This window comes from Pseudomonas sp. B5(2017) (genome assembly GCF_002112825.1).
In the GTDB taxonomy this organism is placed as follows: domain Bacteria; phylum Pseudomonadota; class Gammaproteobacteria; order Pseudomonadales; family Pseudomonadaceae; genus Aquipseudomonas; species Aquipseudomonas putida_Z.
In genome coordinates this window covers 19,157-39,724 of record NZ_NEIR01000024.1, presented here as the reverse complement: position 1 = coordinate 39,724, position 20,568 = coordinate 19,157, and the positions used below count along the sequence as shown (strand labels likewise).

General features: G+C 59.2%; 18 protein-coding genes, 6 tRNA genes and 1 pseudogene. 12 read left to right on the top strand and 13 right to left on the bottom strand.

The window, feature by feature from the left end:
- Window positions 1-84: 84 nt before the first annotated feature.
- A complete protein-coding gene (locus tag CAG00_RS26465; RefSeq protein ID WP_085665711.1) occupies window positions 85-315 on the bottom strand; it encodes a PP0621 family protein in 231 nt (76 codons plus the stop codon).
- Window positions 316-409: 94 nt separating this feature from the next.
- The gene (locus CAG00_RS26460; RefSeq protein ID WP_025337604.1) at window positions 410-1,429 is read right to left on the bottom strand and encodes an outer membrane protein assembly factor BamD; all 1,020 of its coding nucleotides are present in this window, start codon (window positions 1,427-1,429) and stop codon (window positions 410-412) included.
- A 147-nt stretch (window positions 1,430-1,576) separates the two neighbouring features.
- Here CAG00_RS26460 and rluD point away from each other — a divergent pair, with 147 nt between their 5' ends.
- The 8 genes from rluD to CAG00_RS26420 all read left to right on the top strand — a co-directional run bounded on the left by rluD (window position 1,577) and on the right by CAG00_RS26420 (window position 6,931).
- Window positions 1,577-2,539 carry a 23S rRNA pseudouridine(1911/1915/1917) synthase RluD gene (gene rluD / locus CAG00_RS26455; RefSeq protein ID WP_025337605.1) on the top strand — a complete coding sequence of 321 codons (963 nt, stop codon included), beginning with the start codon at window positions 1,577-1,579 and terminating at the stop codon, window positions 2,537-2,539.
- On the top strand, window positions 2,536-3,276 hold the full coding sequence (gene pgeF, locus CAG00_RS26450) for a peptidoglycan editing factor PgeF (protein ID WP_085665710.1): 741 nt from the start codon (window positions 2,536-2,538) through the stop codon (window positions 3,274-3,276). The genes rluD and pgeF overlap by 4 nt, the downstream gene beginning before the upstream one ends.
- A 250-nt stretch (window positions 3,277-3,526) precedes the next feature.
- Complete coding sequence (gene clpB, locus CAG00_RS26445; protein WP_025337607.1) at window positions 3,527-6,091, top strand: ATP-dependent chaperone ClpB; 2,565 nt, start codon at window positions 3,527-3,529, stop codon at window positions 6,089-6,091.
- A 396-nt stretch (window positions 6,092-6,487) separates the two neighbouring features.
- Window positions 6,488-6,563 (top strand) — tRNA-Asn (locus CAG00_RS26440).
- Window positions 6,564-6,567: 4 nt separating this feature from the next.
- A tRNA-Pro gene (locus CAG00_RS26435) sits at window positions 6,568-6,644 on the top strand.
- Between the two features lie 6 nt (window positions 6,645-6,650).
- Window positions 6,651-6,726, top strand: a tRNA-Lys gene (locus tag CAG00_RS26430).
- A 47-nt stretch (window positions 6,727-6,773) separates the two neighbouring features.
- A tRNA-Pro gene (locus tag CAG00_RS26425) sits at window positions 6,774-6,850 on the top strand.
- Window positions 6,851-6,855: 5 nt separating this feature from the next.
- Window positions 6,856-6,931, top strand: a tRNA-Lys gene (locus tag CAG00_RS26420).
- Between the two features lie 175 nt (window positions 6,932-7,106).
- Here the strand turns inward: CAG00_RS26420 and CAG00_RS26415 are convergent.
- The 3 genes from CAG00_RS26415 to CAG00_RS26405 form a co-directional block, all read right to left on the bottom strand.
- Window positions 7,107-8,402 (bottom strand): NAD(P)/FAD-dependent oxidoreductase, encoded by a 1,296-nt coding sequence (locus CAG00_RS26415; RefSeq protein WP_025337608.1) that lies wholly within the window; start codon window positions 8,400-8,402, stop codon window positions 7,107-7,109.
- 84 nt (window positions 8,403-8,486) lie between these two features.
- The gene (locus CAG00_RS26410) at window positions 8,487-8,660 is read right to left on the bottom strand and encodes a DUF3094 family protein (protein WP_013970765.1); all 174 of its coding nucleotides are present in this window, start codon (window positions 8,658-8,660) and stop codon (window positions 8,487-8,489) included.
- A 133-nt stretch (window positions 8,661-8,793) separates the two neighbouring features.
- Complete coding sequence (locus CAG00_RS26405) at window positions 8,794-9,423, bottom strand: DUF1780 domain-containing protein (protein WP_013970766.1); 630 nt, start codon at window positions 9,421-9,423, stop codon at window positions 8,794-8,796.
- A gap of 133 nt (window positions 9,424-9,556) precedes the next feature.
- Between CAG00_RS26405 and CAG00_RS26400 the strand changes: the two genes are divergently transcribed.
- Entirely contained in the window at window positions 9,557-10,264 is a 708-nt protein-coding gene (locus CAG00_RS26400; protein ID WP_085665709.1) for an energy-coupling factor ABC transporter permease, read from the top strand.
- A gap of 137 nt (window positions 10,265-10,401) precedes the next feature.
- Here CAG00_RS26400 and yacG read toward each other — a convergent pair whose 3' ends face one another.
- Genes yacG through CAG00_RS26380 form a run of 4 tightly spaced genes read right to left on the bottom strand, consistent with a single transcriptional unit; the run spans window position 10,402 to window position 13,299 of the window.
- Window positions 10,402-10,602 carry a DNA gyrase inhibitor YacG gene (gene yacG / locus CAG00_RS26395; protein ID WP_003260624.1) on the bottom strand — a complete coding sequence of 67 codons (201 nt, stop codon included), beginning with the start codon at window positions 10,600-10,602 and terminating at the stop codon, window positions 10,402-10,404.
- A complete protein-coding gene (gene coaE / locus CAG00_RS26390) occupies window positions 10,599-11,222 on the bottom strand; it encodes a dephospho-CoA kinase (protein ID WP_085665708.1) in 624 nt (207 codons plus the stop codon). The genes yacG and coaE overlap by 4 nt, the downstream gene beginning before the upstream one ends.
- Window positions 11,222-12,088 (bottom strand): A24 family peptidase, encoded by an 867-nt coding sequence (locus tag CAG00_RS26385; RefSeq protein WP_085665707.1) that lies wholly within the window; start codon window positions 12,086-12,088, stop codon window positions 11,222-11,224. The genes coaE and CAG00_RS26385 overlap by 1 nt, the downstream gene beginning before the upstream one ends.
- A gap of 2 nt (window positions 12,089-12,090) precedes the next feature.
- The gene (locus tag CAG00_RS26380) at window positions 12,091-13,299 is read right to left on the bottom strand and encodes a type II secretion system F family protein (RefSeq protein ID WP_085665706.1); all 1,209 of its coding nucleotides are present in this window, start codon (window positions 13,297-13,299) and stop codon (window positions 12,091-12,093) included.
- A 216-nt stretch (window positions 13,300-13,515) separates the two neighbouring features.
- On the opposite strand from CAG00_RS26380, the gene CAG00_RS26375 reads away from it, so the two are divergent.
- The 3 genes from CAG00_RS26375 to CAG00_RS26365 all read left to right on the top strand — a co-directional run bounded on the left by CAG00_RS26375 (window position 13,516) and on the right by CAG00_RS26365 (window position 15,566).
- Window positions 13,516-13,926, top strand: coding sequence for a pilin (locus tag CAG00_RS26375; protein ID WP_085665705.1), 411 nt, complete (start codon window positions 13,516-13,518; stop codon window positions 13,924-13,926).
- A 71-nt stretch (window positions 13,927-13,997) separates the two neighbouring features.
- Window positions 13,998-14,073 (top strand) — tRNA-Thr (locus tag CAG00_RS26370).
- Between the two features lie 164 nt (window positions 14,074-14,237).
- On the top strand, window positions 14,238-15,566 hold the full coding sequence (locus tag CAG00_RS26365; protein ID WP_085665704.1) for an integrase arm-type DNA-binding domain-containing protein: 1,329 nt from the start codon (window positions 14,238-14,240) through the stop codon (window positions 15,564-15,566).
- 1,069 nt (window positions 15,567-16,635) lie between these two features.
- Here CAG00_RS26365 and CAG00_RS26355 read toward each other — a convergent pair.
- The 4 genes and pseudogenes from CAG00_RS26355 to CAG00_RS28670 all read right to left on the bottom strand — a co-directional run bounded on the left by CAG00_RS26355 (window position 16,636) and on the right by CAG00_RS28670 (window position 20,125).
- Complete coding sequence (locus CAG00_RS26355; RefSeq protein ID WP_085665702.1) at window positions 16,636-17,493, bottom strand: DUF4435 domain-containing protein; 858 nt, start codon at window positions 17,491-17,493, stop codon at window positions 16,636-16,638.
- Window positions 17,465-18,793 (bottom strand): AAA family ATPase, encoded by a 1,329-nt coding sequence (locus CAG00_RS26350; protein ID WP_085665701.1) that lies wholly within the window; start codon window positions 18,791-18,793, stop codon window positions 17,465-17,467. The genes CAG00_RS26355 and CAG00_RS26350 overlap by 29 nt, the downstream gene beginning before the upstream one ends.
- A gap of 441 nt (window positions 18,794-19,234) precedes the next feature.
- Window positions 19,235-19,751 (bottom strand): annotated as a pseudogene (locus CAG00_RS29175) (IS5/IS1182 family transposase); the annotation flags it as partial.
- On the bottom strand, window positions 19,709-20,125 hold the full coding sequence (locus tag CAG00_RS28670; RefSeq protein WP_139832842.1) for a hypothetical protein: 417 nt from the start codon (window positions 20,123-20,125) through the stop codon (window positions 19,709-19,711). The gene CAG00_RS28670 and the pseudogene CAG00_RS29175, both read right to left, overlap by 43 nt.
- Between the last annotated feature and the right edge of the window lie 443 nt (window positions 20,126-20,568).

Below are 20,568 nucleotides of genomic sequence, written 5' to 3'. Positions count from 1 at the left end.
CCTGTGGGAGCGGGTTTACCCGCGAATGCTGCAGTGAAGCTACCGACGCATTCGCGGGTGAACCCGCTCCCACAGGGTACTTGTTCAGTTCTGGCGGCCTGGGCCCTGTTGCAGGTGCGCCTGGCTGCAATACCACTCGGTGCCCTGCTGCAGCGCCCGGTCATTGGGCAGGTGCACGCCGCAATGGGCGCAGCGCACCATCTTCAGCGGCGCATCCAGCTTGGCCTCGGGGTGCGACTGTTGGCTGGCTTTGAACTTGCGCCACAGCCAGAACGCGGCGGCGATCAGGGCGATCCAGAAAAGTAGGCGAACCATGGTGTCCAGCTTGTCGGTTGAAGAAGCCGACAGTCTAGGACGCGGCCAATAAAAAAGGGAGGCCCAAGGCCTCCCTTTCATGTACCGCTGCGTATCAGTCGAACAGACCAAAGGTCATGTAGCTGAACCAGGAGCGGTCTTTCTCGGCTTCCTTCGGCCCTTCCGGCACGATCGGGTCACCGTTTTCGTCAGTTGGCAGCAACTCACGTGGCATCTCGTCACGTGCGTCCTGGAACTGCTTGACCACGTCCTGGTTGGCGCGGGTTTCACCCGGCGGCAGCGGGGTTTCGGTTTCGATCAGGCCCAAGGTCGCCTTGGACAGCCAGCCGCGGCCGTCAGACTCGGTCTGCTTTGGCTGGAACTCGCCATCTGCCAGGCTCGGGTGGTCCGGGTAGTTGAGCTTGAGGGTTTCCAGGCTGGTGGCGGCCAGTTCGTCCAGGTGCATCTTCTGGTACGCCTCGACCATCACCGCCAGGCCGTCGCCGACCGATGGGGTTTCCTGGAAGTTCTCCACCACGTAGCGGCCACGGTTGGCGGCGGCTACATAGGCCTGGCGGCTCAGGTAGTAGTCGGCCACGTGGATTTCGTACGAGGCCAGCAGGTTGCGCAGGTAGATCATGCGCTGCTTGGCGTCGGGCGCGTAGCGGCTGTTGGGGAAGCGGCTGGTCAGCTGGGCGAACTCGTTGTACGAGTCGCGGGCAGCACCCGGGTCACGCTTGGTCATGTCCAGCGGCAGGAAGCGCGCCACCAGGCCACGGTCCTGGTCGAACGAGGTCAGGCCCTTGAGGTAGTAGGCGTAGTCGACGTTCGGGTGCTGCGGGTGCAGGCGGATGAAGCGCTCGGCAGCCGACTTGGCAGCCTCGGGCTCGGAGTTCTTGTAGTTGGCGTAGATCAGCTCGAGCTGCGCCTGGTCGGCATAGCGGCCGAACGGGTAGCGCGACTCCAGGGCCTTGAGCTTGTTCACGGCGCTGGTGTAGCTGGAGTTGTCCAGGTCAGCTTGCGCCTGCTGATACAGCTCGGCCTCGCTGAGGTTCTCGTCAATCACTTCTTTATTGGAGGAACAGGCCGCGGTGAGCCCGAGGATGGCGATCAGCAGCAGGTGTTTCACTTGCATGGCGGCTTGCGTCCCTTTGACGGCCGCTGTCTTGGGCGGTGCCGTCCTGTTATGATGAGCGCCCCGGCCAACCCCGGGACAAAAGAAGTCGTATTTAACCACAAGCTCGCAGCCGAAACCAAAGGCTGTGCGCCCGCCGAATCGAGCATGTCCGAGATCATTCAACTTAGCGCAGAGGTCCCGTCCGAACTGGGCGGTCAACGCCTCGACCAGGTCGCCGCCCAATTGTTCGCCGAGTACTCGCGTTCCCGGCTGACTTCGTGGATCAAAGAAGGCCGCCTGACGGTCGATGGTGCCGTGGTGCGCCCTCGAGACCTCGTCTATGGTGGCTCGCAACTTGTCCTGGAGGCCGAGCAAGAGGCCCAGGGCGAGTGGGTCGCCGAAGATATCGAGCTGGATATCGTCTACGAAGACGACCATATCATGGTGATCAACAAGCCTGCCGGGCTGGTTGTGCACCCGGCCGCCGGGCATGCCAGCGGGACTTTGCTCAATGCACTGCTGCACCACGTGCCTGACATCGTCAACGTACCGCGCGCCGGTATCGTCCACCGCCTGGACAAGGACACCACCGGCCTGATGGTGGTGGCCAAGACCTTGCAGGCGCAGACCCGGCTGGTCGAGCAGATGCAGGCGCGCAAGGTCAGCCGCATCTACGAGTGCATCGTGATTGGCGTGGTCACTGCCGGCGGCAAGATCGATGCCCCGATCGGCCGCCACGGCGGCATGCGCCAGCGCATGGCGGTCACCGACGGCGGCAAGCCGGCGGTCAGCCACTACCGTGTGCTCAAGCGCTTCCGCTCGCACACCCACGTGCGGGTCAAGCTGGAAACCGGCCGTACCCACCAGATTCGCGTGCACATGGCTCACGTTGGCTTCCCGTTGGTCGGCGACCAGACCTACGGCGGGCGCTTCCGCATTCCGCCGGCAGCCAGCCCGACCATGGTCGAGGCGGTGAAAACCTTCCCGCGCCAGGCACTGCATGCGCGCTTCCTGGCATTGGCCCACCCGATTACCGGTGAAGTCATGAAATGGGAATCGCCGCTGCCGGATGACTTCGTCTGGTTGCTGTCGCTGCTGAACCAGGACCGCGAGAGCTTTGTCGGATGAGTGGCCTGACGCAGTCGCTGCTGTTCCCCGACTGGCCGGCCCCGGCCTCGGTGCGCGCCTGTGTCACCACCCGCCAGGGCGGCATCAGCCTGCCGCCCTATGAAACCTTCAACCTTGGCGACCATGTAGGGGACGACCCTGCCGCGGTGGCCGAGAACCGTCGTCGCCTGAGCGACGAATTCGCCATCCAGCCGGCCTGGCTCAAGCAGGTGCATGGGCTGGTGGTGGCGGATGCCGACCCGGCCGTGGTGGCCGAGGCCGACGCCAGCTGGACCGACCAGCCTGGCATTGCCTGCACCGTGATGACTGCCGATTGCCTGCCTGCGCTGTTCTGCGACCGGGCCGGTACCCGCGTGGCCGCGGCGCATGCTGGCTGGCGCGGGCTTGCCGGTGGTGTGCTGGAGGCCACCTTGGATCGCCTGGCACTGCCGCCCGAAGAGGTGCTGGTGTGGTTGGGGCCGGCGATTGGCCCGCAGGCGTTCGAAGTGGGGCTGGAGGTGCGTGATGCCTTTACGGCTGTGCACCCGGAAGCGGCCAGGGCCTTTGTCGATGGTGCCCGGCCGGGCAAGTTGATGGCCGACATCTATGAGCTGGCGCGTATTCGTTTGGCGGCGCGTGGGGTGACTGCCGTTCATGGCGGTGGCTTGTGCACGGTCAGCGATGAGCGGTTCTTCTCCTATCGCCGTACCCCGCAGGGTGGGCGCTTTGCTTCCCTGGTGTGGCTGGAGCCGCGCTAGCCTGCACCGGCCTCTTCGCGGGTGAACCCGCTCCCACAGGATAATCACAGACCCTGAGAGCGGAGCAGTACTTGTGGGAGCGGGTTTACCCGCGAATGGCCCAGCACTAATCCAGCAGGTTGACCCCGGTCAACCCCGCTACGCTTGAATCTTCCAGAATCAGCCTTATCTATAAGGTCATCTCAGGCAGGTTTCTTCATAAACAGGCGCTGTCCATCGCTCCGACCTGCCCTTTAAAGGAAGGTACCCCATGCGAATAGACCGTTTGACCAGCAAGCTGCAGCTTGCAATATCCGATGCCCAATCCCTGGCCGTTGGCATGGACCACCCTGCCATCGAGCCCGTGCACCTGTTGCAGGCACTGCTCGAGCAGCAGGGCGGTTCGATCAAGCCGCTGCTGATGCAGGTAGGCTTCGACATCAACAGCCTGCGCCAGGCGCTGGTGAAAGAACTCGACCAGCTGCCGAAAATCCAGAACCCCACCGGCGACGTGAACATGTCGCAGGACCTGGCGCGCCTGCTCAACCAGGCCGACCGCCTGGCCCAGCAGAAGGGCGACCAGTTCATTTCCAGCGAGCTGGTGCTGCTGGCCGCCATGGACGAGAACAGCAAGCTAGGCAAGCTGTTGTTGAGCCAGGGCGTGACCAAGAAGGCCCTGGAAAATGCCATCAACAACCTGCGCGGCGGCGCGGCCGTCAACGACGCCAACGCCGAGGAATCGCGCCAGGCGCTGGACAAGTACACCGTCGACCTGACCAAGCGTGCCGAAGAAGGCAAGCTGGACCCGGTGATCGGCCGTGACGACGAAATCCGCCGTACCGTGCAGGTACTGCAACGCCGTACCAAGAACAACCCGGTGCTGATCGGTGAGCCTGGCGTAGGCAAGACCGCCATCGCCGAAGGCCTGGCCCAGCGCATCATCAATGGTGAAGTGCCCGACGGCCTCAAGGGCAAACGCCTGCTGGCGCTGGACATGGGCGCGCTGATTGCCGGTGCCAAGTACCGCGGCGAGTTCGAAGAGCGCCTCAAAGGCCTGCTGAACGAGCTGTCCAAGCAGGAAGGCCAGATCATCCTGTTCATCGATGAACTGCACACCATGGTCGGCGCCGGCAAAGGCGAGGGCGCCATGGATGCCGGCAACATGCTCAAGCCGGCCCTGGCCCGTGGCGAGCTGCACTGCGTTGGCGCGACCACGCTGAACGAGTACCGCCAGTTCATCGAGAAGGACGCGGCCCTGGAGCGCCGCTTCCAGAAGGTGCTGGTCGAGGAGCCGAGCGAGGAAGACACCATCGCCATCCTGCGTGGCCTGAAGGAGCGCTATGAAGTGCACCACAAGGTGGCCATCACCGACGGCGCCATCATTGCTGCGGCCAAGCTCAGCCACCGCTACATCACCGACCGTCAGTTGCCGGACAAGGCCATCGACCTGATCGACGAAGCGGCCAGCCGCATTCGCATGGAGATCGACTCCAAGCCAGAAGTGCTCGACCGCCTCGACCGTCGCCTGATCCAGCTGAAGGTGGAATCGCAGGCGCTGAAGAAGGAAGAAGACGAAGCGGCGAAAAAACGCCTGGAGAAGCTGACCGAGGAGATCGACCGGCTGGAGCGTGAGTACGCCGACCTGGAAGAAATCTGGGCCTCCGAGAAGGCTGAGGTGCAGGGCTCGGCGCAGATCCAGCAAAAGATCGAGCAGGCCCGCCAGGAGCTGGAGACCGCCCGTCGCAAAGGCGACCTGAGCCGCATGGCCGAGCTGCAGTACGGGGTGATCCCGGACCTGGAGCGCAGCCTGCAGATGGTCGACCAGCACGGCAAGACCGAAAACCAGTTGCTGCGCAACAAGGTCACCGAGGAAGAAATTGCCGAAGTGGTGTCGAAGTGGACCGGTATCCCGGTGGCCAAGATGCTCGAAGGCGAGCGTGAAAAGCTGCTGAAGATGGAAGAGCTGCTGCACCAGCGCGTGATCGGCCAGGGCGAGGCGGTAACCGCGGTGGCCAACGCAGTGCGCCGTTCGCGTGCCGGGCTGTCCGACCCGAACCGGCCGAGTGGCTCGTTCCTGTTCCTTGGCCCGACCGGGGTGGGCAAGACCGAGCTGTGCAAGGCGCTGGCCGAGTTCCTGTTCGACACCGAAGAGGCGATGGTGCGCATCGACATGTCCGAGTTCATGGAGAAGCACTCCGTGGCTCGCCTGATCGGTGCCCCACCAGGCTATGTAGGGTATGAAGAGGGCGGTTACCTGACCGAGGCGGTACGGCGCAAGCCATACTCGGTGGTGCTGCTGGACGAGGTGGAGAAGGCCCACCCGGATGTGTTCAACGTGCTGCTGCAGGTGCTGGAAGACGGCCGCCTGACCGACAGCCACGGGCGCACCGTGGACTTCCGCAACACCGTGATCGTGATGACCTCCAACCTGGGCTCGGCGCAGATCCAGGAATTGGTGGGTGACCGCGAGGCACAGCGTGCGGCGGTGATGGATGCGGTGGGTTCGCACTTCCGTCCGGAGTTCATCAACCGTATCGACGAAGTGGTGGTGTTCGAGCCACTGGGCCGCGAGCAGATTGCCGGCATTACCGAAATCCAGCTGGGCCGCCTGCGCAGCCGCCTGCTGGAGCGCGAACTGTCGCTTAGCCTGAGCCCGGAGGCGTTGGACAAGCTGATTGCCGTGGGTTACGACCCGGTGTATGGCGCACGGCCGCTGAAGCGGGCGATCCAGCGCTGGATCGAAAACCCGTTGGCGCAGTTGATCCTGGCAGGCAAGTTCATGCCGGGGACGGCGATTACCGCCAAGGTGGAAGGCGACGAAATCGTCTTCGGCTGATCTGTTTCACCATGAGCCCCGCATCTGCGGGGCTTTTTTTGCCTGTGCAGTACCTGTGGGAGCGGGTTTACCCGCGAAGAGGCCGGTACAGCCCCAGCAAATCCGGGCCTTTCCGGCTTCCTGGATAACTAGCTGAAATTTTTGAAATTTTTGCTTGCATCTAAAAACGAGTGCCCCTAATATACGCCGCGTTGTCAGGCACTAAGCGAATCACCAGCAACATCGGTGACCGCAAAACAACTTACAAATCAGTAAGTTGAATGAAAAAAAGTGGTTGACAAGCAAAACGAAGAATGTAGAATAGCCGGCCTCAGCAGCGACAACGCGAAAGCGGGTAGCCAAAGAGACCGAAGCTAACACAAGCTTCGAAGCTGTAAAGATGTACCGAAGTTCAGTTCCGCGATAGCTCAGTCGGTAGAGCAAATGACTGTTAATCATTGGGTCCCTGGTTCGAGTCCAGGTCGCGGAGCCAATCTCGGGGTGTAGCGCAGTCCGGTAGCGCGCCTGCTTTGGGAGCAGGATGTCAGGAGTTCGAATCCCCTCACCCCGACCATTTTCCGGGTCGTTAGCTCAGTTGGTAGAGCAGTTGGCTTTTAACCAATTGGTCGTAGGTTCGAATCCTACACGACCCACCATGTAAAAAGGGCATCTCAAGCGAGATGCCCTTTTTCTTTAAGTATCACGGGGTGTAGCGCAGTCCGGTAGCGCGCCTGCTTTGGGAGCAGGATGTCAGGAGTTCGAATCCCCTCACCCCGACCATTTCCGGGTCGTTAGCTCAGTTGGTAGAGCAGTTGGCTTTTAACCAATTGGTCGTAGGTTCGAATCCTACACGACCCACCATGAAAAAAAGGGCATCTCGCATGAGATGCCCTTTTTTTTGCCAGAATTTTGGGCCTGCGTTGCAGGCCATCGCGACACAAGGCCGCTCCTACAGCAAGCAGATATTGCGCGGTCTTTTGTAGGAGCGGCCTTGTGTCGCGAAAGGGGCGCAAAGCGCCCCCAGCAATCTTCAGTGTCAGTGCAACTTCAACCTAGGTTCGGTACCCCGGCCAATCTTGCTACCCAGCATCATCAACGCCGTACGGAAGAACCCGTACAACGCCATCTGGTGCATCCGGTACAGCGACACGTAGAACATCCGCGCCAGCCAGCCCTCCAGCTTCACGCTGCCCATCAGGTTACCCATCAGGTTGCCCACCGCCGAGAAGCGCGACAGCGACACCAGCGAACCGTAGTCCTTGTACTCATAGGTCGGCAGCGCCTTGTTCTCCAGCCGCGCCTTCAAGCTCTGCGCCAGCATCGAAGCCTGCTGGTGCGCCGCCTGGGCACGTGGCGGTACGTTGCGGTCGCTACCCGGTTGCGGGCAGGCGGCGCAGTCACCGAAGGCAAAGATATTGTCGTCGCGCGTGGTCTGCAGGGTAGGGCGCACCACCAGCTGGTTGATGCGGTTGGTTTCCAGGCCATCGATGTCCTTGAGGAAACCCGGCGCACGGATACCGGCCGCCCACACCTTCAGGCTGGCCTGGATCACTTCACCGTCCTTGGTTTTCAGGCCATCCTCGGTCACTTCACTGACGGCAGCGTTGGTCATCACCTTCACCCCGAGCTTTTCCAGGGTCTTGTGCACCGGCACGCTGATGCGCTCTGGCAGCGCCGGCAACACGCGCGGGCCCGCCTCGATAATGGTGATGTGCATGTCCTTGGGCTGGATGCGGTCCAGGCCATAGGCCGCCAGTTCGTGGGCAGCGTGATGCAGCTCGGCGGCCAGTTCCACACCGGTGGCACCGGCGCCGACGATGGCCACGCTGATCTTCTCGCTCGCCACGTCACCGGCATGGGCACGCAGGTAGTGGTTGAGCAACTGCTGGTGGAAGCGCTCGGCCTGCTTGCGGGTGTCGAGGAACAGGCAGTGCTGCGCCGCGCCCAGGGTGCCGAAGTCGTTGGTGTTGGAACCCACGGCAATGACCAGGGTGTCGTAGCCCAGGGTGCGCGCAGGCAGCAGCTCGCGGCCCTCTTCGTCGAGGGTGGCGGCCAGTTGAATCTGTTTGCCTTCACGGTCCAGGCCGCTCATGCGCCCCAGCTGGAAGTTGAAGTGGTTCCACTTGGCCTGGGCCACGTAGTTCAGTTCGTCTTCCGAGGAGTTCAGCGAGCCGGCGGCCACTTCGTGCAGCAGGGGCTTCCAGATGTGCGTGAGGTTGGCGTCGACCAGGGTGATCTCGGCCTGCTTGCGCTTGCCCAGGCTTTTACCCAGGCGGGTCGCCAGTTCCAGGCCGCCGGCGCCGCCGCCGACAATCACGATGCGATGAGTCATGGGGATATCTCATAAGGTTTACGGAATTCGTGGCCCCGGGGGCCGGCCGCAAACTGCACGAGGGGAGGGCGAGCGCGAAGCAGCTCATAGCACCAGTCCACTGAGCAGGCGGCTGATGAGACCCAACCCGATGGTCACGGCCACCACCAGCACAAGGAGCAGCCACGGCCGGAAGGGCCTGCGCTCGACTTGGTGCTGGGGGGCTCGCAGATACTCATCGACACGACGCTGATCTTCCGGATTCAGGCGGCTGGTCATGGTAGGGCCTCGTCAGGTAGACGTTTGTGACTGCGTAAACGCTACAGCGTTCACGCAAGCGCTTGAAACAAATGATAATGCTTTCTATCTCTGGCGCCGAGTGTACGCCATCGCAAACATTCGCTGCACTGGATCAAAGACTGATGCCCACGTCGAACACAATGCTCCGGCCCAGGTTGCCGCGCAGGAAGTCCGGCGCGTCGGGGTGGGCGAACAGCACCCGGGCAAAGGTCGGCCCGACCAGCGAAAGCGAGCGCCAACCCTGGCGCAGGTATTCGGTGGGCGGCGGGAAGTGGGTGTTGAGGTCGAGCACTTCGCGCTTGAGGCTGGCGAAGGCAATGATGTCCAGCTCGTTCAGCTCCAGCCCGCGTTCCCGGTAGTTGTGCGCCTTCTTGCGCAAGGTCGGCGCCAGCCGCCCCAGCAGCTCGGTGGCACTGATGCGCCGCGGGCGCGCCTCGCGGCGTACAAGCTGCGCCAGGGAGAATGCACTACGCCGGCGCTGCAGTTCTTCGCGCCATTCATCGTTTAGCCGGCGGCCCTCGTCGAGCACGAAAAACACCTCGAACGCCGCGTCGCGGAACAGTACGTCTGGCGGTTCTTGCCCGGCCGGTGTGAAGTCCTCGCTGCGGTAGGGGATGTTCAGCCCCTGCAACAGGCGTTGGCACACCCAACGCTCCCGCTCCCACTTGCGGGCGTTGGAGAGAAAGGCATTGGCTTGTTCCGCCTGGATGGTAAGCAGGCGCAGGTAGTCTGAGTCATCCATGCAGACAAGCTTAGCCGCTAATCGATGACGATAAGATGCTGTTTGTGCGCAGGAATCAGCCCGGTACCGGCGCACGGTTGCGCTACCCCTGCCAGATGAAACCGAGAATGGGTGTAGACTCGGCTTTATCCACATGGCTGCAAGGGGCATTCGTCAGGTGATCAGCGCGCAGGTGTTGTCCGGCACCACCCTTACGCTTGGCTGGCTGGGATATGTGCCGTTGCTGATCTGGGCGGTCAGCCAGGTGCGCTGGGTTGAGCTGTTCACTGACCGGCGCCGCCAGCATCTGCTGTTTGGCACGGTGTTCTGCCTGTTTGCCTTGTGGTTGGTGCGGCGCGATTTCGATACCGGTGTGTCGTACCACTTCATAGGCATGACGGCGGTCACGCTGTTGCTGGACTGGCCACTGGCGGTGCTTGGCGGGTTCATGGCCCAGCTCGGTTTGCTGGTGCTGGGGCGTCAGGACCTGGCGGCGCTTGGGGTGAATGGCTTGTTGCTGGTTGGCCTGCCGGTGCTGATCGCCGAGGCGTGCGCGATAGGGGTCGAGCGTGCCCAGCCGCGGAACCTGTTTGTGTATATCTTCTGTTCAGGGTTCTTCCCGGCGGCACTGACCGTGCTGGCCTGCCTGTTGGCTGCGCTGGGGCTGTTGTGGCTGGACGGGCGCTTCGCCATGCCGGAATGGCTCAGCGATTTTGTCGGCTACCTGTGGCTGATGATGTTCCCCGAAGCGTTCATCAACGGCACGGTGATCAGCGCGCTGGTGGTGTTTTGCCCGGAGTGGCTGGAAACCTTCAACCGGACGCGGTATCTGCAGGCGCCGTGGAAGGAGGATGATCGTTGATTCTCTGGTGGCTGTACTGGCCCTTTCGCGGGTGAACCCGCTCCCACAGGTATTGCAACAGCCTTAAGAACAGCGAGGTCCTTGTGGGAGCGGGTTCACCCGCGAAAGGGCCCCTGAAGGACAACTTGGCTATCGGATCAATGCCGCGGCTCCAGGTCCCCCGAGTACAGCTCATCCTCGGACTCTTCCGCCCCCGGAATCTTGTGCTCCTCCGCCGCCCAGGCGCCCAGGTCGATCAGCTTGCAACGGTCCGAACAGAACGGCCGGAACGGGCTTTTCTCGTTCCATTCCACAGGTGCGCCACAGGTCGGGCAATCGACGGTCAATGGCTGGCTCATGGCTGGCCTCCTCGTAAAGTCAGGTAAAAGTGGTGCAGGCGGTCAATCTGCTGATGCAGCGCGGCCAGGTCGCCGTCATTGACCACCACATCATCGGCATGGCGCAGGCGCTCCTCGCGGGCCAGCTGGGCCTTGAGAATGGCCTGCACCTGCTCGGCGCTGGTGTTGTCACGCGCCAGGGTACGCGCCACCTGCAGCTCCTGCGGCGCATCGATCACCAGCACCCGCTGGGTCTTCTGGTACTGGCCCGACTCGATCAGCAGCGGCGACACATACACCGCATACGGCGACTCCGCCTTGGCCAGGTAGCTGAAAATCTCCTGTCCGATCAGCGGGTGCAGCAATTGCTCCAGCCATTTGCGCTGCGCCGGGTCGGCGAATATCAGCTGGCGCAGTGCCGAACGATCGAGTTGGCCGTCCGCCTGCAGCACGCCGGTGCCGAAGCGCTCGACGATGCTGGCCAGGGCGGGTCGGCCAGGCTCGACAACCCAACGCGCCGCCTGGTCGGCATCGACCAGATGCACGCCAAGCTCGACGAAACGCTCGGCAGCGGCGCTCTTGCCGCTACCAATGCCGCCGGTCAGGCCGAGAATCCAGGGGGTAAAGGCCGCAGTGGTCATCAGAATCCAAGCAGGTTTGTGTATGAGGCGTATATTTCATCACCCCAGAGCACGGCAATCCACCCCGCAATCGCCAGATAGGGGCCAAACGGGATCGCCGTGCCCATGGCATGGCGGCGCAAGCGCAACAGGCACAGCCCAGCCAGCGCCCCGACCACCGACGACAGCAGCAGGGTCAACGGCAACACCTGCCAGCCACCCCAGGCCCCGATCAGCGCCATCAGCTTGAAGTCGCCATAGCCCATGCCCTCCTTGCCGGTAACCAGCTTGAACACCCAGTACACCGTCCACAGGCTGAGGTACCCGGCCACCGCGCCCCACAACGCACTGGTCAGCGGGACGTAGAGGCCGAAGGCGTTGACGATCAGCCCCAGCCACAGCATCGGCAACACCAGCGCATCCGGAAGCAACTGGTGCTCGGCATCGATCAGGCTCAGGGCCAGCAGGCACCAGGTCAGCGGCAGCGCCAGCAAGGCCTCGGGCGAAGCACCAAAGCGCCAGGCCACCACCAGCGACAGCAGCGCGCTGGCTAACTCCACCAATGGGTAGCGCGGGCTGATGCGGGTTTTGCAGGCTGAACAACGCCCGCGCAGGACCAGGTAGCTGATGACCGGAATGTTCTCCCATGCGCGAATCCGATGCGCACAATGCGGGCAGCGCGAGGCGGGTAGCCACAGGTCGAAACGCTCGTGCGGCGTGATCGGCAACTCCAGCATTTCCTGCGCCTCACGCTGCCATTGCCGCTCCAGCATGATCGGCAGGCGGTACACCAGCACATTGAGAAAACTGCCCACCAGCAGGCCGAGCACCGTGGCCAGGGTGAGAAAGTACGCCGGCTGCTCAGCCAGCAAAGTCCATAAAGTCATGTTCAGATCAAGCTACCCAACTGGAAGATCGGCAGGTACATCGCCACCACCAGGCCGCCCACCAGCAAGCCCAGGACCAGCACGATGGCCGGCTCCAGCAGGCTGGTCAACTGGTCCAGCGCCTGGCTGACCTGTTCCTCGTAATGGCTGGCGGCTTTTTCCAGCATCTGGTCCAGCGTGCCGCTGGACTCCCCGATGGCCGTCAGTTGCACCAGCAGCGGCGGAAACAGCGGCTCAGCGGCCATCGCCTGGTGCAGCCCCTGCCCATTGGCCATGCCCTGGCGCAGCCGCAACACCGCCTGTTCATGCAGGTCGCCACCACTGACCCTGGCCACCGTGCCCAGCGCATCCAGCAACGGCACCCCGGCGGAGTAGGACGTTGCCAGGCTGCGCGCAAAGCGCGCCAGCGCCGCCTGCCCCAGCAGCGTGCCGAACACCGGCAAACCCAGCACTCGGCGAGATATCCACAGGCGTGCTGGCGCGTGCTGCCGGTAGAGCTGGCGCATGGCAACACCCAGCACCACACCCATCACCAGCAACAGCGGCGCAAAGCGGCTCAGCCCTGTGGACAAGTCGATCACCCATTGGGTAAATGCCGGCAACGCCACGCCCATGCCAGAGAACATGCTCTCGAATTTCGGAATCACTTCCAGCAACAAGATCGCCGACACCCCCAGCCCCGTCAGCAACAGCAGCAGCGGGTAGATCATCGCCTTGCGCACCTTCTTGTGCAGCACCCGACGCTGCTCTAGCATGCCCGCCAGCTGTTCCAGCTGCCGGTCGAGCGTGCCGGACTGCTCACCCACCCGCACCAGGTTGCAGTACAGCGCATCGAACCAGCCCGGGTGGCGCTGCAACGCATCCGCCAGCCCCAGGCCCGAGGCCACATCCTGTTTCAATCTATCCAGCAATGCCGCCTGCGCCGCATCACAGCCACTGCGCCCCATCACCTCGAACGCCTGCAGCAGCGGCACCCCGGCCTTGAGCAAGGTCGCCAGTTGCCGGCTGAACCCCGCCGGGTCGGCCTTTGCCCGCCGTTTCGGCAAACTGAATGTCAGCCCACCGGCAGGCCGCAAACTGGCGACCTTGATGCCCTGGCGGATAAGCCCGGCACGCACATAGGCCGGGCTGCGCCCGGACGCTTGCCCGCTGACCGGCGCGCCGTTGGCGTCGGTGCCGTGCCAGGTGTAGAGGAGTGTGGATTGGGTCATGCAAAGGTCCTTTTTCTGCCCGTGCGACAAGCCTGGAAACAGCTTGCCGCGCCCATGCAAGGGCGTGCGTCCGAGATGCTCACTAGAGTAGTTCAGCGAAGACGACGCCCGAGCGGGCAGGGGTGACAAAAGGTGTCTGTTCAGGCCTACTGCGCCGCTGCCAGCCGGGGTCGAGCCTGACCTCAACGAGTACGCGTATCAAAAAGGAAAACGTTCATGAAAGGGCAACGCGGTATCACCCTGATCGAACTGATGATCGTCGTCGCGATCATCGGCATTCTGGCGACCATCGCCTTACCGATGTACACCAACCACCAGTCACGCTCCAAGGCCGCGGCCGGGTTGCTGGAGATCAGCGCGCTGAAGACGGCGATGGACCTGCGGTTGAATGATGGGAAGGATGTTGCGGATGTGGCCGGGCTGGGTGGCCAGCCGGCGACGGCGCACTGTGCGATCACGGCTAGCGGCAAGGCGGCGGATGGCACCGGGAGCATCGTGTGCACGCTGGTGGATGCGCCGGCTACTGTGCTCGGCAAGGCACTGACCCTGACGCGTTCGGCTACCGGGTGGGCTTGCACGACCAACATCGAGGAAGACCTGGCGCCGAAGGGGTGCAAGGCGCCTTGAGGGTGGGGCAATAAACTAGCGGAAACAGGGGTTTGCGTAACGGGTGCGAGCAGTGGTACGTTGCGCTACACGCCGGTGTAGCTCAGTCGGTAGAGCAGCGCACTCGTAACGCGAAGGTCGCAGGTTCGATTCCTGTCTCCGGCACCACATCCAGCTCCACTGCATTCCGCTGAATGCTTTGGAAGCCCTCTAAACCGGCCTTCTGGCCGGTTTTTCGTTTCCACGACCCTCCGTCGGGAACCAGCAAAATCCCCAATAACCGGGGGTATTTTTGGGGTACAGCGTCTTTCCTGAATGGAGAACGTACCCCTATGCCACGGCTAGCCACTCCGCTCAGCGACCTCAAATGCCGCACGGCCAAACCGCGTGATCGCGCCTATAAACTGTTCGACGGCGGGGGCATGTACCTGTACGTCACGCCCTGTGGCTCGAAGACTTGGCGGCTGCGGTATTTCAAACCCAACGGCAAGGAAGGCACGCTGATCATCGGCAAGTACCCCATCGTTTCGTTGGCCGTCGCGAGGATCAAGCGAGATGAGGCTAAGGCTTTGTTGCTCGACAACCTTGATCCGATGGAAGAAAAGCAGAAGGCCAAGATCGCTGCCCAGCGGGCGAGTCTTCTCTTCGAAACTGTCGCCTTGGAGTGGCACGTCGAAATGTCCCGGCGCTGGACCGAGGGCCACGCCAAGACGGTGCTGAGCAGGTTGCGCACCCATGTGTTTCCAATAATTGGCCAGCGGCCTATTGCTGAACTCGACACCCATGATCTCCTTGAGGTCACCCAGCGGATCAAGGATCGCGGCACCATGGATGTAGCCCTGCGTGTGCAGAACTATCTATCCACGATCATGCGGGGCGCGAAGCGGGCGCGGCAGATCACTCAAAACCCGGCGCTCGATCTGGCCGGCTCGATTCAAGCGCCGCGCACCGTGCACCGTCCTGCACTTTCGCTGAACCGCCTTCCTGAACTGTTGGATCGAATCGACAACTACACCGGTCGCGAGCTAACCCGGCTCGCAGTGCTGCTGACGCTGCATGTGTTCGTGCGCTCCAGTGAACTGCGCTTCGCTCGGTGGGATGAATTCGACCTGCAACGGGCGATGTGGGAGATCCCTGATACCCGTAAGCCGATTGAAGGCGTCCGCTATTCCACACGCGGAACCAAGATGAGTGGGGACATTCAGATAGTGCCGCTGTCGCCTCAAGTCATCGAAATCCTTGAACGGCTGCGCAGCTTGAATCGCTTCTCTGAACTTGTATTGCCCGGTGATCATAGGTACTGGAAACCCTTGTCGGAGAATACGGTTAACCAGGTGCTGCGCAATATGGGCTACGACACTACCAAGGACGTGTGCGGGCATGGTTTCCGGACCATGGCTTGTAGTGCCTTGCTCGAATCGGGGCTGTGGACGGATGCGGCGATTGAGCGGCAGATGAGCCATCAGGAGCGTAACCGCGTGCGCGCTGCTTACATCCACAAGGCCCAATTTCTGGAGCAACGTCGGTTGATCATGGCGTGGTGGAGTAACTACATCGATGCCAACAGATCGGGCCATATCACTCCGCATGAGTTTGCCCATCCGGTAGGCGACAACGTCACCGCCTTGCCAAATGGTCATGGCGCATTCAATCGCGGGTGAGCCTGCAAGATCGGTGCTGGCTGCTCTTTTACGCGGGTCCATCCAAACAGGGCTGCAAAGCCGCCCTGTTTGGATGGACCTCACTTTGAAGAACCACAAGCCACGACGTTGTCCGGGATTTACCACTCAATTCCACCGGTGGATAACCGCTTTTCACGTCCCAAGTAGCGCTCAATTTCGACCCTTGACCGAGTTTATCCACAGGCGTAGAACTGGCCGTGCAAGCGCTGTCGATGACAGCACCCCAGGTGACCCGAACCTTAAAGGTCACGCCGCTCTCGCGGTGGTTCTCCCCAAGGGCGATTCGCATCCGGCAGCTCGCCCGGTCACTACCCATGTGATGGATGCTCTTACACATATAGCGCTCGTGCGCCAGATACTCCGTACCTCGCTGCCCTGCAGCAACCTATCCGCTTGGCCGAAGATTGGCCGAAGATTGCGCCAACCTGTGCCCGTCTCTTTCTCTGGAAAGAGACGGGCACTTCTAACACTGCTGCAGCCCTGATCGCACATGGCTTTGCGGCATTCTCCCTCGTGACAATCGGCGTGACAAACGCCGATGTCACCAGCAACAGCCATGTAGATGATGGTGCCGCAGACCAAGGAATGGACTGCACCTGACTGACAGTCAGGTATGCCCCGGTCATCGCATTGCTGCTTGCACTTGGCTCAGGATCTTCAGGCGCTGGCCTCGTCAGCCAATGCTGCCTCCACCCGCCCACCGGTTACGGTGCTCAGGAGGCCAGATCGTGAGATGCCCTTGCTCTTGGTCGTAAAGAGTCGCCAGTCCCGCGCTAGAGGACATCCCCACAGGTCGCAGGGGCCTTGATCCCTGATAACACTCAGCATTCTTGGCGGGATGACGTGGGGCCGCTTGGTAGTTCGACAGAAGCGAATATAGAAATAATTTTGCCTTTTCAGGCAAAATTATTTCTATTCTATGCGTCGCTGAGATTTTTTCTAGGTTTGGAGCCTGATAATTTATCCTGATTTTTCTCCATGGTATCGAGAAATAGTTTGCGGAGTTAACTAGTGAAAACTTGTAAATTGTTGCGTAACATCATAACGGCTATGTAGCATCTTGAGGTCTGTTATTATGTGCGGTGGCTCTCCATGCAGACAGGTCTGAGTATATTTTACTCTGCCTGTACTCTTCATCTTCAATTCCTACGCGTAAGGCGGACTCAACTCTTGAATTGTCTACCTTGCTGAGAGAGCCTATTTCTTTCATGAGTCCCCCTACTAAAATGGAAACTGCGTCATGTCCTCTTACATAATTCCAGTCGTGAGTTGAGGGGAGGGCTGAGATCATATTGTTAAGATCCTCCGCAGTGTCAGCGACGCCCCGAGATAAACAGAAATCGATTACCTCATCAAAGTTGTAGTCCCATGTTGTTGAAAGTATAAAATTTTGAGGCTTTAAGCACTTAAGTGCAACGTCCCGATTAAGAACGTTGGCGGCCCTGATCTTGCCAAATTGTTCGCTCAATTCTCGGATGTGCTCGCGGACGGTCTTTCCTCTGCGTGCTTCGAAGTCATTAATTTTCTTAGGGTCTCCGTATTCTGAAAGTACCTTTTCCAGAGATTTCGATCTCAGTAGCAGTCCCTCTAGATCGCGAGGGTCCGTGGAGATGATATTGGATGGACGTGATTGTATGGGGACGAGCCAATCTATATCGGCGTCGACAATCCCCAGTACCCTACTGTTAACTGTGTCAGTTTGCAGCGCAGCTATAGCGTCAATTACATTGCGTTTTCCACCTGCTACTACAAGTTCTACATCGTCAAATTTTCTGTGCTGAAAAAAACGGATGTCACTAGGGCCCTCTACTAACCAGAAAAACCCTTGAAAGTCGGACTTTAGCATCATTATTTCGGCAATTATTATGCCAACATTTTTATTCCAAGGATTCATCAAGGTCTGCATCCAAAGACATCATTAGGTCGTAGCGGTGGCCAACTATATAAGGGGAGTGTGTCGCAACGATAGAGTAAAAATTATTGAATTTGGAAATTGAAAGAAGCTCTGGAAGAAATGCCTTCTGCCAGCTGACATGAAGAGATAGTTCAGGCTCGTCAATTAGTACTAGGCAGTTGTTTGGGACTTTGAAAAGGAGCTCGTGTAAGAGTACGATTTCGTGCTGCTCCCCTGAGGATAGTGCCTCCAAAGGGATATCTAAGTCGCCGGGGCCCACTGCTATTAGTCCCTTTTCACGGCTTAGTTTTATTTTCTTGTTTTTGAATTTTTCCTTCAGTCCGCCTAGCAGTAACTCAACTCGATCTGAAAGAGAGTCGAATACAGCTAGCTTTACTTCACTATCTCTGACATATAGGCTCATGATCTCTAGCTTGTGTGGTTCAACTTTGTCCAAGCTCTCCGAGTCAAAAGGGTGTATGTTTTCAGACTCTAATATTCCTTGCCCTTTAAGCTTTGCTAGCTTTCCAGCTAGCCCAGATAATCGACTTTTTAGTTCTGCCAAATCCATAGGTTTTGCAGGGCCCGATATAAACCGGTAGGGGAACGTCTGATCTAGTTCCTGCGATTGCGCCCCGTAATTTTTCAGAGCCGTATTAATACGGTAAGTTAATTGGGATGCGCAGTCTCGAACGGAGGAGACCATTTTAGGATCTTTGGACTTCCAGTTGTTACTATTTTTGTGCTCTCTGTATAGTCGGTTGGTCTCGACAAAGTAAACCTTTACATTGTCGAGTGTTGATTTTATGTAATCTACATTCTTTTTGTTTCTTGTGTTTGAAGGGCGGTCTAAGTATTTTGTCACTTCTTCGTCACTAACCTCTTCGCCGCTTCGTGCGTCTAGCCAAGAGTTAGGGCCGATGTGTTCAAACCATGGTGGAATTTCTCTGATGGTCGATGAGGAGTCGAAGTAGGTGTGGTTTGCTAATGGTCTTTTGTCATTCCGGATCTCTATTTCTAATCGGTTTGGTGCGTGGCGCCTGCGAAGTAGTTGTTCACGTGTAGCACCAATACGTTTAACTGTTACCGTCAAGCTGCTAGCTAGTCTCGCGGTAATAGTTGAGAAAGGGATCTCGCTTAGCGTCTCAAGCTTGTAACTAAATAAGTCGTGAATGCTCCGTAGTAAAGCAGTTTTGCCCACGCCATTCGGGCCATGAATAATGGTAAGGCCTTCCTCGTTAGAGAAGCTTATCTGATGGTTGTAAAGCCCGTAAAGATCATTTATTTCGAAGCTAAGCAGCCTGTCATCCATTGTGTACTACTCAGTAGGTTGTACTTGAATTAATGTCCATGATTATATTTGCGGGTCGGTAAAGCACGGGAGGGTAAGTGGATTTTATAAAATATACTCTGCTGGATGTTTTTTCTGTTCTGTACGTGCAAGACTGAGCGAGTCACCTGTAACGACTGTAAGTAATGCATTGAGTACATAGTTGGCGCCGGCGATTGCTTGGCGGTTTTGCTATTTCGTCTAGAGTATGGATATCCGTCCATGGCCATTCACTCTTGTTAACGATAGAACAGGCACTTCCTGTAATTTTCAATCAGGTCTACTCACAGCTAGCAGACCTAGATCCTTGGTGATCTTAAATTGACATCACGCAGGCGTGACTATGCCGGATGGCTCCGCAGCGAGCAAGCATGAATTGGCCCATGAACACTTGGGACAGGGCTGCCAGCGACTGGCCAAGGCTCAATGTTCTGTCGAAAAAAGGTGTCGCAGACACCGCATGACACAAGCCAGTGAGACCATAGAGCCATAAATTTTTGCAAGCTGTCGAAGCGTGTCACCATTCTGCGGTTCTCTTTGAGCCAGCCGAACATTCGCTCGATCACAATACGGTGGCGGTAATTGAGACGATCAAACAGGCGGGGCAATCCTAGCTTAGGTTTGCGGTTCATCGAGCGTTATGGGATAACCGGTTACGTGTGATATCGATAACAAACGCGCTGCAGTGCATCAGCATCGTAGCTCTTGGAGGCCAAACCCAGCGGCAGCGCTTGCGAGGTCGGCCGCGTTTGCTCGTCGGGATACAGACCGTCGTCCGGCAAAGGTTGTGCATAGCTGATATGGCTGGCTTGACTGCCAGAAAGGAGGAACCGCAATGCACGCCGTTGGCGTCGAAGAGCATACGAAGCTTGTTGGTGAGGCCACCTCGGCTGCGGCCTAGAGCGTGATTGTCGGGTTCATCAGCGAGCGTCTTTTGGCCGTTTTGCCTTTTCCTACCTGGGATTTTAAGCGGGCGGTCGTTGTTTTCATTGAAGCCAAAATTTTCCCAGTTCGATTCCACGGAAAGCCATAACTAGCTGATTTGTTTGTAGGTGTCCTATGAGGTACATCTAAAAATCCACCAAACTCCAGCCCCACGAAAACCGGGCCCTCACTGCCAACAACCGTCCGTCTGTCTCCGCACCAGATCTTGTTGGCACGATGCAGGTTTTCCTGGTTTCGGCCCTTCCAAAAATGCCCGCCTTGTGCGGGTATTTTTGTTTCTGCCACATTCTGCTTTTGGCCGATCAGGCTACCTTCAGCCCACCACTTCGCTTGAGTGAATGGTCCGCGGCTTTTCACTTCCGATTGCACGGGTTTCAGGATAATGGGTGGCTCGCATTTGGCTTTCGCCCAGTGTTTTAGGGGCGTTTAGCGAATTTTTTTTAGATAGTGCTTTCACCGGTTAGAGATATTTTCAGCTTGCCAAGCCTTCCATCATGATCTACAGCTGCTGACCCCGCCTGGCCATCACACAACCCGTAGACCCACTGCATACCCTTCGGGAGATGGCGCTGCCCTTTGGGCTGCAACGCGGGCCATGGTCACCACCACAGCTAAGGGATGGTGGATATCTCCACGCCCCTACGGCAAAGGTGTCTCCGAAACGGAGATACCCTGAACGCTGTGGGCATTTCCTTGGTCTGGCCAGCCTCCACGAAACTACCAATATCGATCGACTCGATACGCGCCAGTGTGTGGAAAACGACACTGTGGGCTGGTTCTCGACGCGGTACAGAGCCGGGCAAGTACGTCCG